The organism is Empedobacter sp. UBA6305 (assembly GCF_002440405.1).
Classification (GTDB): domain Bacteria; phylum Bacteroidota; class Bacteroidia; order Flavobacteriales; family Weeksellaceae; genus Empedobacter; species Empedobacter falsenii_B.
This window is the reverse complement of record NZ_DJTP01000016.1, coordinates 76,437-89,200: the sequence shown is the minus strand read 5'-3', so window position 1 is coordinate 89,200 and position 12,764 is coordinate 76,437. Positions and strand designations below refer to the sequence as shown.

8 protein-coding genes are annotated in these 12,764 nt (G+C 33.2%); 3 read left to right on the top strand and 5 right to left on the bottom strand.

What is annotated here, in order from left to right:
* Positions 1–202: 202 nt before the first annotated feature.
* Positions 203–2,965 carry a bifunctional aconitate hydratase 2/2-methylisocitrate dehydratase gene (locus B3M86_RS04070; protein ID WP_286495447.1) on the bottom strand — a complete coding sequence of 921 codons (2,763 nt, stop codon included), beginning with the start codon at positions 2,963–2,965 and terminating at the stop codon, positions 203–205.
* 718 nt (positions 2,966–3,683) lie between these two features.
* Between B3M86_RS04070 and argH the strand changes: the two genes are divergently transcribed.
* Together argH and B3M86_RS04060 are read left to right on the top strand one after the other, a co-directional pair.
* Complete coding sequence (gene argH / locus B3M86_RS04065; RefSeq protein ID WP_219034266.1) at positions 3,684–4,985, top strand: argininosuccinate lyase; 1,302 nt, start codon at positions 3,684–3,686, stop codon at positions 4,983–4,985.
* 225 nt (positions 4,986–5,210) lie between these two features.
* A complete protein-coding gene (locus B3M86_RS04060; RefSeq protein WP_219034267.1) occupies positions 5,211–5,429 on the top strand; it encodes a hypothetical protein in 219 nt (72 codons plus the stop codon).
* Positions 5,430–5,505: 76 nt separating this feature from the next.
* On the opposite strand, the gene B3M86_RS04055 is transcribed toward B3M86_RS04060, so the two are convergent.
* Both B3M86_RS04055 and B3M86_RS04050 read right to left on the bottom strand, forming a co-directional pair.
* A complete protein-coding gene (locus B3M86_RS04055; RefSeq protein WP_219034268.1) occupies positions 5,506–7,371 on the bottom strand; it encodes a GNAT family N-acyltransferase in 1,866 nt (621 codons plus the stop codon).
* A complete protein-coding gene (locus B3M86_RS04050) occupies positions 7,372–8,613 on the bottom strand; it encodes an aspartate kinase (protein WP_219034269.1) in 1,242 nt (413 codons plus the stop codon).
* A gap of 193 nt (positions 8,614–8,806) precedes the next feature.
* Between B3M86_RS04050 and fbp the strand changes: the two genes are divergently transcribed.
* Positions 8,807–9,823 carry a class 1 fructose-bisphosphatase gene (gene fbp / locus B3M86_RS04045; RefSeq protein WP_114998305.1) on the top strand — a complete coding sequence of 339 codons (1,017 nt, stop codon included), beginning with the start codon at positions 8,807–8,809 and terminating at the stop codon, positions 9,821–9,823.
* A 70-nt stretch (positions 9,824–9,893) separates the two neighbouring features.
* On the opposite strand, the gene B3M86_RS04040 is transcribed toward fbp, so the two are convergent.
* Together B3M86_RS04040 and B3M86_RS04035 are read right to left on the bottom strand one after the other, a co-directional pair.
* Positions 9,894–11,465 carry a G-D-S-L family lipolytic protein gene (locus B3M86_RS04040; protein WP_286495448.1) on the bottom strand — a complete coding sequence of 524 codons (1,572 nt, stop codon included), beginning with the start codon at positions 11,463–11,465 and terminating at the stop codon, positions 9,894–9,896.
* Positions 11,466–11,472: 7 nt separating this feature from the next.
* Positions 11,473–12,705, bottom strand: a complete 1,233-nt coding sequence (locus B3M86_RS04035) for an OmpP1/FadL family transporter (protein ID WP_221854422.1) — start codon at positions 12,703–12,705, stop codon at positions 11,473–11,475.
* Between the last annotated feature and the right edge of the window lie 59 nt (positions 12,706–12,764).

Sequence of the window (12,764 nt, the reverse complement as noted above, 5' to 3'; positions counted from 1 at the left end):
TAATTGATTTATTTAATTGGTTTTAATTTATCAAAAAACATACCCCAATATACTGAATTATTTGTAAACTACTAACTCTTTACCGTGCTAATAATCTTATTTAAAACAATTCTAACTTATTTATTTGCAATATTATATATTTATCACAAAAAAAGGCTAACACCGAAATGTTAGCCTTTATTATATCATTTTCTACAAACAATTAGTTCATTGAAATTGGTTTAAACTTTGTTAAGTTAATACCTTCAACTGCAGTTTTGTACTCTTCGATAGAAGGAATACGTCCTAAAATCGCTGATAAAACAACTACTGGAGTTGATGCTAATAAAGATTCTCCTTTTTTACCATCACGGTCCTCAACCACACGACCTTGGAATAAACGTGTAGATGTAGCCATTACTGTATCTCCTTTTTCTGCTTTTTCTTGGTTCCCCATACAAAGGTTACAACCAGGACGCTCTAAGTACATAATGTTTTCGTATTCTGTACGTGCAGTAGATTTTGGCAATAAGTCGCTAAACTCAAATCCTGAGTATTTTTGTAACATTTCCCAATCACCTTCTGCTTTTAATTCGTCGATGATGTTGTAAGTAGGTGCCGCAACAACTAAAGGAGCTTTAAACTCAACTTTACCATTTGCTTTTTCTACATTACGTAACATTTGAGAAACGATTTTTAAATCGTCTTTGTGTACCATACAAGACCCTACGAAACCTAAATCTACGTGTTTATCACCACCATAGTAAGTTAAATCGCGGATTGTATCGTGTGTATAACGTTTAGAAACATCAGCATTATTCACGTCTGGATCGGCAATCATTGGCTCTTCGATAATATCTAAGTCAATTACTACTTCAGCGTAATATTTAGCGTTAGCATCTGGTTGTAAAGCTGGTTTTTCACAAGATTTAATTTCCTCGATACGTTTGTTTGCTTTGTTGATTAAACCTTGTAAAACTGCATTTTTGTTATCCATACCTTTATCAATCATGATTTGGATACGAGATTTAGCAATTTCTAAAGATTCAATTAAGGTATCATCTTGAGAAATACAGATAGAAGCTTTCGCTTTCATTTCTGCAGTCCAGTCAGTAAATGTGAAGGCTTGGTCAGCTAATAAAGTTCCGATATGAACCTCGATTACACGTCCTTGGAATACGTTTTCACCGTCAAATTGTTTTAACATTTGAGCTTGAGTAGCGTGAACCACATCACGGAAATCCATAAATGGTTTCATTTCACCTTTGAATGTTACTTTAACAGATTCTGGAATTGGCATAGACGCTTCACCAGTTGCTAAAGCTAAAGCTACCGTACCTGAATCGGCACCGAAAGCAACACCTTTTGACATACGTGTGTGTGAGTCACCACCAATAATGATAGCCCATTCGTCAATCGTGATATCATTTAAAACTTTGTGAATAACGTCAGTCATTGCATGATATTCACCTTTAGGGTCACGTGCTGTGATTACCCCAAATTCGTTCATGAATTTCATTAATTTAGGGATGTTAGCTTGCGCTTTTTTATCCCATACAGAAGCAGTATGACAACCAGATTGGTAAGCACCATCAAGAATTGGAGAAATAACTGTAGCAGCCATAGACTCTAATTCTTGCACAGTCATTAAACCAGTTGTATCTTGAGAACCAACGATATTAACTTCAACACGAACGTCTGAACCTGCGTGTAATACTTTTCCATCTGCAACACCAACTGCATTTTTGTTGAAGATTTTTTCAACAGCAGTTAATCCTTGTCCTTCGATAGAAACTTCTTTTGAAGGAGCGAAAACTACAGGAGCTTCAATTCCTAAAGTTTTAGCTGCGAAAGTTTGGATTTTTTTACCAAATACGATAGCGTAAGAACCACCAGCCTTGATAAATTCCATTTTTTGTGGAGTTAAAGCTTTAGAGATATCAATTAATTCTTGATCTCCGTTGTATAACTTTTTCTCTCTTGTATTGATAGTTAATACAGTACCTGTTGCTACTGAATAAACTTCTTCTAAAATTGGGTCACCGTTTTCGTTACGAACAACTTCTCCGTTAGCGTCAACTTTTTTAGTCCAGTTTTTTAAATCGATACCGATACCACCAGTTACATCAACAGTAGTTAAGAAGATAGGAGAAATACCATTTGTACCCGCTACAATTGGAGCAATATTTACGAATGGAATATATGGAGATGCTTGTTTACCTGTCCATAAAGCCACGTTATTTACACCCGACATACGAGAAGACCCAACTCCCATTGTACCTTTTTCAGCGATTAACATTACTGAAGCGTCTGGATGTTTCGCTTGTAAAGCTTTAATTTCAGCTTGAGCTTCAGGAGTAATCATACATTTCCCGTGTAATTCTCTATCAGAACGAGAGTGTGCTTGGTTACCTGGAGATAATAAATCTGTAGAAATATCACCCTCAGCAGCAATGTAAGTCACAACTTTTATTTCTTCAGCAACAGCTGGCAATTCTGTAAAGAACTCTGCTTTTGCATAACTTTCTAAAATATCTTTTGCAATTGCATTTCCTGCTTTGTAAGCATCAGCTAAACGAGCTGTATCTGCATCGTATAAGAAAACTTGTGTTTTTAAAACTTCAGCAGCTTGTTTTGCAATTGCTTCATCATTTCCTAAAGCTAAGTCTAAAAGAACCTCAATAGATGGTCCTCCTTTCATGTGAGATAACAATTCGAATGCAAATGTTGGTGTAATTTCAGCAACTGTTGCTTCTCCTAAAATAATCTCTTTTAAAAATTTTGCTTTTACACCTGCAGCAGAAGTTGTTCCTGGCAACGTGTTATAGATAAAGAATTTAACAGAATCCTCGCGGTATTCGTTGTTAACATCTTTAATTTGATTAATGATTTCACTTAGTAATTCTGCACCATCAATTGGTTTTGGATGTAAACCTTGACCTTTTCTTTCTTCAATCTCGTTAAGATACTCTTGGTAAAGACTCATAATTATCTATCTTTTCTTTTTAATATTAAAGATTGTTTAAAACCAAGCTACTTACACCTGATTTCATCCAATCAAAATGAATTATATAATAACACTTCGCTGTATCGTCACATCTTATGCAAAAATTATTTTCAACAAAAATCATTTTTGGCATAGGTAACCACTGTTATCAGAATACAAACTAAGTATGTAATTTTTTCGAAGGGTAATTTTTAATAATTTAACTCACACAAACTCAACACTCATAAGCATTTGAGTCAGAGTTTTATTCTAAAACTTACATTAACAATCATCTAAACAAATACGCGTTTAGCTATAAATTGGTACACAAAATTACGTTTATAGTAAAGATTTTTCATCAAAGAATGATATATTTTAGTTATATTTCAATAATTTAGAATTATTATAAAAAAGGTCTAAATTTCACTTTAACAATGTTTTAAACGTAAATAAATAGAAGTTAAAAATTAAAAGGTTCTTAAAATATCAACTCCATAATTTTTGGGTCATTTTTTTACGAAATTGAATTATTTCGAAATATTAATAAACATTCAATAATCAATCTTTCAAAATGCTATCAATCGTCTAAACATTCTCAAAAAACAATCAAAAATATTCAATATGAATAAATATTTATGATTATTAATAATTATACAAGTTTAATGAGATATTATGCAACTTTTTACTAACTTTGCGCCCTTAATTCATTATTATAGATATGAAACTTTGGGATAAAGGTTTTACCATTAATGATAAAATCGAAAAATTTACTGTTGGAAAAGACAGAGAATTAGATGCTCATCTTGCGAAATACGATGCATTAGCGTCGAAAGCGCAGGCAAATATGCTGGCAAAAACAGGTTTGATTACCAATGAAGAAAATGATGCGTTGCAAATTGCTTTGGATGAAGTTTTGGTTCTGATTGCGGAAAATAATTTCGAAGTCGACGAAAATTTCGAAGATATACATTCAAAAATTGAAGCTTATTTAATTGAAAAAACTGGCGATGCTGGAAAAAAAATTCACGTTGCACGTTCTCGAAATGATCAAGTTTTGGTTGCAATTCAACTTTTTAAGAAAGAGTATTTAAAACATACAACTGAAAAAATTGTCAATTTAATTGAGATTTTCTTACAAAAAGCAGACGAATTCAAGAATCATCAATTACCAGGATACACACATTTTCAGGCGGCAATGCCAAGTAGTTTTGGAATGTGGTTTTCGGCATATGCAGAAAGTTTGTTGACGGATTTATACTTTTTTGAGGCTGCATATAAAATTTCTGATCAAAATCCTTTGGGTTCTGGTGCAGGTTTCGGAACAAGTTTCCCAATTGATCGTTTGCAAACAACACAAGAATTAGGTTTTTCAGAAATCTTAGTTTCTTCTGTTGGTGCACAAATGCTTCGTGGAAAAACAGAAAAATCTGTCGCAACAGCTTTGGCAATGATTTGTGGAACGTTGTCTAAAATGTCGTACGATTTGGTTTTATACAATTCACAAGATTTAGCTTTTGTGAAGTTGCCAAACGAAATGACAACAGGTTCATCGATTATGCCGCACAAGAAAAACCCAGATGTGTTTGAGTTAACTCGTGCGCATTGCAATAGAATTCAGGCGTTGCCGAATGATATTATGATGACGATCAATAATCTTCCAAGTGGATATCACCGTGATTATCAAATATTGAAAGAAATATTATTCGAACCAATGATGCAATTTGATAATATTATTGACATCTTAACATTTGCGATTCCTCAACTTCAGATTAAAGATAACTATATGAATCAGGATAAATATGATCCGATTTATACCGTTGAAAATATTAATGAAGCGATTAAGAATGGAACACCTTTCCGTGATGCTTACAAAGAAGTTGGTTTATCTGTAGAAAATGGAACATATATACCACACAAAGAATTTCAGACTTCGCATATCGGAAGTATTCATAATTTGAGATTGGATTTAATTTCAAATAAAATCGAAAAATTCAAATTAGAAGCACAAGTTTTAAAATAAACACTTGTAATAAGTCAAAAATCATCCTCAAAATTATAGAATTTGAGGATTTTTTTGTCTTATAAATTTTATAATTTCGGAAAATATAAACGTTTAAATAATTGTAATTCTATATTTTGTAAAATAAAAAATGTTTTACAAAATAATTACAATCATTTTTTATTATATCAGGTCAAAATCATTCTAACTTTGACATATCAAATTAATCGATTAAAATTTAAAAAGATGAAAAAATTTTTCGCAGTAGTTGCAGTAGCAGCTTTATCATTAGGAGCAGTATCTTGTGGAGAGAAAACTGAAGAAGCACCAGTAGAAGAAGCACCAGCAGTTGATTCTTTAGCTACAGCAGCTAACGATTCTACAGCAGTTGATTCTACAGCAGTTGCTCCAACTGATTCTACAGCAGTTGCTCCAGTAGCTGATTCTACAGCAGTTGCTAAATAATTTATAGCGAAGCTAAAATATAAATGCGCTCAACTAGGTTGAGCGCATTTTTTATGTTATAAATTCATCATGAATCTTAAAGTAGATTTCCGTCAAATTTTCCTGATTGTATTTTTTTATCAAGTTCTGCTTGAATATCCTCTAAAACAGGGCGAACAGTAGATTCTGGAATATCAGAAACTCTAATATACATTAAGCCATCAATTGCATCATTAAATTTTGGATCAACATTGAAAGCAATCACTTTTGCGTTTTGTTTGATGTATTTCTTAATCAAAACAGGTAATCTCAACATATTTGGCTCAAGCTCATCAATTAACTTATCAAATTTATTCAAATCAGCTTCAGATTCATCGAAAATAAATTCTTTATCTTCCTCTTTCAGCTTAACCTTAAACTCATTTTTTGCTCTCACATACTGCGCTACAGTAGAATCGTAATAATGAGATTTCATAAATTCGATCATCAAAGATTTTGAGAAATCAGAAAACTGATTACTAATACTCACTCCTCCAATAATAAATTTCTGATTTGGATTTCTCAACGTTACATGCACAATTCCTCTCCATAATAAGAACAATGGCATCGGCTTTTGTTGATATTCAGCTGAAACGAAAGCACGTCCCATTTCGATACATTTCTTGAAAAATGGATGAATTTCTGGATCAAAATTGAATAATTCATGAACATAAAATCCATTAATTCCATATTTTTCATACACTTCCGAACCAATCGCCATACGATATGCTCCAACAATTTTATTCGTATCCTTATCCCACAAAAATAAATGGTGATAATGATTATCAAATCGATCAAGGTCAATTTCATCATTTGTACCTTCACCTATCGCACGGAATGTTATCTCGCGTAAACGACCAATTTCCCTTAATATATTTGGAATTTGTTGAGCTGTAGAAAAGAAACATTCGTAATTATTATTTGTAAACAATAATGCTTGTTCATCTTTTCGTAAAGTTTCAATATCTTGAATTAATAAGTCTAAAGCTGTTTCCGAAATAATCGGCTTAACCTTTTTACTAGAAGAAGATAAGCTTGGTAAATTCGGCATTTTCAACTCAATATTCGAAGGGTTTTTCAATACTTGAGTTAAACTTCTTTTTTGTTTGTAATAAGACGAAAGCATGTATGTTTTCTTTCTCAAAAACTCAGAATAATCTTCTATAGACACATGCTCGTCTTGTTGTTTTTGTAAAATTGGTTTTCCAATACGAATCTGAATTGGTCGTGTTCTTTTCTTCATCATTTCAGCTGGCAACATTGCCGTTTGAAAATCTGGATGAATCTTCGCTACACGGTAAAAAATATTACTATTTCGCGCTCTAAAAAACATTGGAACAACAGGAACTTTCGCTTTTTTGATCAACTTCATCGCTGATTCTTGCCATTCTCTGTCAATAATTCTACTTTCGTCATCTCGATAAGAAACTTCTCCCGCAGGAAAAATCCCTAAACAACCTCCAGCTCTTAACAATTTTAATGCATCGCGCATTCCTGAAAGGCTACTGTATGCATCTTTACGTGTTTCGAAAGGATTAACTGGAATAATCATAGGTTCTAATGGTTTAATTTTTTGCAATAAAAAATTACCCATTACCTTGAAATCAGGACGAATTTTTGACATAAAATGCATCAAAATAATTCCATCCAACGCTCCAAGCGGATGATTAGAAATAATAATAAAAGGTCCTTCTTTTGGAATACGTTTTAAATCTTCTTCATGGATTTCGTAATCCATTCCCAAATCATCAATCAAATAATCCAAAAAAGGTTCGCATTGCAAATGCTTTCCACGATTGTACAAATCGTTTAACTGATCTATACTGAAAATTTTTTTCAATGCCCAAGCCACAGGTTTTCCTAAAACACCAATTTTAGAAAGACCCGAAGCTGAATAGATATCTTGTGTCGTGATTAAACTCATTTAAGCTTTAACAACTATTTGTAATGTTTCGCGCACTGTTTGTCGCAATAATTCTTTTTCTTTTGAAACAACTTTGTCAGAATCTGCATCGAAATGGCGAATTGTGTACAATAAAACATTGTTTTCTTCCTGCACTTTATACTCTTCGTTCATATCTGCAACAAACTTTTCTAAGTTGTCATATTTATCCTCCAAACATAAAGATAATGAAATTGCTGAATTTTGCATCAAATTTACTTTGATTTGATAATCATATAGTTTATTGAAAATTCCGCTCAATTTATCTTCTGTAATAAAAGAGAAATCTTTACTTGATAAACGAATCAAATGTTGCTCTCTTTTTAGGATAAAACAAGGTACTTTTGGATCTAATGGTTGACCTTTCGCTACCTCTGTTCCTGCTTCTGTAGGATTAATAAATGATTTTACGAAGAAAGGAATTTCTTTTTGTTGAAGCGGCTGTAACGTTTTCGGGTGAATAACAGATGCACCATAATACGCCAACTCTATTGCTTCTTCATATGAAATATGATTTAACAGCTCAGCATTATCAAAATAACGTGGATCAGCATTCAAAACTCCAGGAACATCTTTCCAAATCGTCATGTTATCCGCATTTAAACAATAAGCAAAAATCGCCGCAGAATAATCTGAACCTTCACGCCCTAAAGTTGTTGTGAAAAAGTTAGGATCAGAACCTAAGAAACCTTGGGTAATAAACAAACCTGTGTTTGGTAAACGTTTAATACTTTCTTCTGTTAATGCCCAATTTACTTTTCCTTCACGATATGTATTATCTGTTTTGATATAATCGCGAACATCTAACCATTCGTTATTAATTTGTATCGAATTAAGATACATACTGATGATTTTTGTCGAAATTAATTCTCCACAACAAACCACTTGATCATACACATAGCTATAATTTGGTGATTTGTTACGTCTTAAAAACGAAACAATATCATCAAAAAATTGCGAAATTTCGTTAGAAACCTCAGCTGGATTATCAAATAATTCTGTCGCTAAAGCAATGTGCTGTTCTTTTACTTCGTTAATTGTTTTTTCGAAATCTTGTTTTTCAAAATAGCGTTTGACTACCTCTTCCAATGCATTTGTTGTCTTGCCCATAGCAGAAACAATGATACATGTATTTTCGTAACCAACAGATTGCAATAAACTCGCAACATTTCTAACGCCGGCTGCATCTTTCACCGAAGCACCACCGAATTTGAAAACTTTCATTTCTATAAAAACTTTTTTTTGTAAATATTTAACTTGCAAATATAACCAAACTACACTTTATATGTTGACCGATTTTAATTAAAATAAAAAATAAATTTGAATGATGATTTTCACGTATTTAGATTAATTTCAAACGTTTGAAATGATATAAAATTGAGTTATTATTCCGATATTTGACCAGCAAAACATAATTATGAATACTAATTCTCATCAAACTCTTGGAGAGTTTATCATAGAAAATCAAGCAGATTTTATTTACTCATCCGGAGAATTATCTAGATTACTGAGTTCTATTAAATTAGCTACAAAAGTTGTTAATTATAAAGTAAACAAAGCAGGACTTGTAAATATCTTAGGCGAATTCGGAAATGAAAATGTCCAAGGAGAAAAACAACAAAAATTAGATGTTTTCGCAAACGATACGTTTATCGAAACGTTGTCGCAACGCGAAGTTGTTTGTGGTATTGCTTCGGAAGAAAACGAAGATTTTATCGCGATTCAACCTTCAAAAAATTCAAAAAACAGTAAATATGTTGTGTTGATTGATCCACTTGATGGCTCATCAAACATCGACGTAAATGTTTCTGTTGGAACAATTTTCTCAATCTACCACCGTGTTTCTGAACCTGGAACACCTGTTACAAAAGCAGATTTCTTACAACCAGGAAATAAGCAAGTTGCTGCGGGATATGTAATTTATGGAACATCGACAATGTTAGTTTATACAACAGGAAATGGTGTAAATGGATTTACATTGAACCCAGGAATCGGAACGTTCTATTTATCTCATCCAAATATGTGTATTCCAGAAGATGGACACATTTATTCAGTTAACGAAGGTAATTATGTAAAATTCCCTCAAGGGGTTAAAAATTACATCAAATACTGTCAGGCAGATGAGGAAGATCGTCCGTACACTTCTCGTTACATTGGTTCTTTATGCTCAGATTTTCACCGAAACATGCTGAAAGGAGGAATTTATATTTATCCTTCTGGAACAAATAATCCGAACGGAAAATTACGTTTATTGTACGAATGCAACCCGATGGCTTTTATCGCGGAACAAGCAGGAGGAAAAGCTTCTGACGGTTTCCAACGCATTATGGATATTGAACCTACAGAATTACACCAACGTATTCCTTTCTTTTGCGGATCGAAAAATATGGTCGAAAAAGCAGAAGAATTTATGCGAAATGAAGAATTGAAATAATCATTTCAAAAAACATAAATAATAAAAAATCCGCTCGATGAGCGGATTTTTTTGTTATCTAAACATTCAATTAAGGAATTGCAATACCTGGATAATTTCCTGGGTAAACGTGTCTTAAAGTTGAATGATATTTTTGGTTGATTGCATCAGCAAACATATTTGCGACAATTGCATATCCAGTTCCAGTTAAGTGAACTCCATCTAATGAGAACGCTCCACCAGAAACGAAAGTTGTTGTATATGTTTGTCCGTAATATTTAATCCCTGATTGAGAACTTAATTTTTTCATTTCAGAATATGCATCAACTAAAGCTAAATTATAAGCAGTTGCTAACTCCGCAATTGCTGCATTGTATTTAACTACAGCTGCTTCTGCTTTCGCAGTTTCTTTTGCTGTTAATACATAATTATCTGTCATTGGATAACTAACACCTACTACTGATAATTTACCAGCTTTCTCTTGAGTTAACCCTAACTTCATTAATTCTGCAACTCTATTTGTGTCAACTTTTCCAATTACAGATGAAGAAGTCAAAACCAATAAATCTTTTGCTGTTGCTTGACGAGCTTGTCCATAAGTAATTCCAAACAAAGTTGCAGTACCAGTATCATATCCTGCTTTAATTAATGCAGCAGTAATCGTTGTTGATAAATCCGCTAAATCTTTATCTTTAATTACTACAGCACTTGCAGCAGTCTTAGAAAAAGAAATTTTTCTTTCTGAAGCACCAACTGCATCAAATACTTGATTTAATCCTGCATAAGTTGCATTCAATTCATCAATCATTGGTGCAAAACTTGGATTTGCTGGTGATAAAGGTGCGTATGGAACCGTTGTAAAATATGGAATAGATGTTACAGAAGGAATATTTGCAATAACTCCTTTTGCTCCTACCGATGTTAATGCTTTTAATCCATCATTAATTGTAGATTTTACCACATTTACATTAGAAATATCATTACTTCCATAAGTTCTTGGATCAACATTATTTGTTTCATTATGATCTACTCCAACTCCTCCAGATGTTGCATAACCTAATACATCATTGTTCCCAATCCAATAAGAGAAAAATGTTGGCTTTTGAGCAACTGCATCTGCAACTACAGAAGTTGTCGCACCACTTGCAAAACGTACAAAATAAGGATTCGCTGTTGCTGGATCAGTTTTTAAGCCTGCTGGATTTCCATAACCTGGCGCAACTAAATGATAAGACTTAGCACCTGGAACTCCCATATTTTGAAACTTTCCTTTATCTGCTAAGATATCTAAAGCTCCACCCGCAGCACTTGGAACTGGTGTTAAAGCTCCATTTACAATTTGTAAATTCAATTTACCTGGAAAACCTGGTAAATCAGTAAATCCACCTGTATCATTTGACATATATGGAATTTTAAATTCTCCTCCTCCTGCAGCTTTCATCAATCCAGCTAACATGTTTGGGTAAGAATTTTCTTGTCCAGATTTGTACAATGCATTATCTCTATAACCAGAAGTTAACGAGTTTCCTAATGCGATATATGTAGAAAAGTTTGCTTCACCAGCAGAAACTTGAATATCTTCAATTGGATGTTCGAAATCTTCGCTACAGTTAAACATCGTAGCAGCTAATGCAACTAATACTATTTTATTTAAGTGTTTCATTTTTGTCTTATTTTAAGTTGTACGATACGCCTAAACCAAAGTTTATAGCACGCATTTTAACATCTCCAGAGAAGTTTTGTTGAATATTATCAATATGTCTTTCGTCTCCTTTTACATATGATCCAAATAAATCAACATTAAATCCTGACTCGAATCTAAATCCTAATCCAGCTGAAACTGAATTTAAGTTAGAACTTGGTGTTTCTGATGACCAATAAGCTGATGGCACTGGTGATTTATCGTGATAATAACCAACACGTCCAACAATCATCTCGCTGAAAGTATACTCAGCTCCAAAACGGAATAATGTATTGTCTTTCCAGTTTTTCGTAGAAGATGATGTGTAGAAAGTATTAGAAGCATCATTATATAAATTGATATCTAAACTTTTGTAACGTGTCCAGTTTTGCCAAACTACATCTCCAAAAAGTTCTAATTGTGGTAAAACTTTGTATGACATCCCAAATGTAAACTCTGATGGTAATGGTAAAGTTGTATTCCATTTATCTGTATTAAAAGGTACATTAGATGCAATTCCAGAAGGAACATTCGACCATGTAACATCACCTTTGTTTGCAGAAACATCTACATTAGAACGGTACGCAATTCCAACTCCAAATTTATCTGTTGGCTTGAACATTGCTCCAACATTAAATCCTAAACCATGGGCATCTTTATCCTCTAATTTAAGTTTAATATCATTTCCAGCAACTGTTTGTACTTTCTCTAATTTAGCTGTTCCGTGTGTATAAATGAAACCTACACCCAAACTAAACCAGTCAGAAAAACGATATGCAACCGTTGGCTGAATATTGAATGCTTTCAAGTCAATATGTGTAATATTTGCTTTGTTTTGCCAATCTTCTGGCCACGTAACCGAACTACCAAAAGGCGTCGTAACACTCAATCCAATTGCTAAATCATCTACAGGCTTGTAACTAACTGCCAAATACATTGGTGTTCCTAATTTACTATCTGTTTCTGCTTTTTGTAACGTCATTGGATCTTGCCATTTTACGTCAGTTTTTACACCAAAACCTCCGACAGCAATACTCAATTTACTATCAACAAAAGCTAAACCTGCAGGATTATAAAACGCAACACTCGCATCGTGAGTTTGTGTTGCGGAAGTTCCCCCCAATGCTGCTTGGCGAACTCCTTGTAAAGCAACTCGGTATCCACCTGCAAATGCAGAAGAAGATAAGCCGATTAATGCTAAGGTTAAGAAAATTTTCTTCATATTTTTTGTTCGTTTTTAATAATTCCTTTAAACAAAAATAACATAATTTTATAATAACG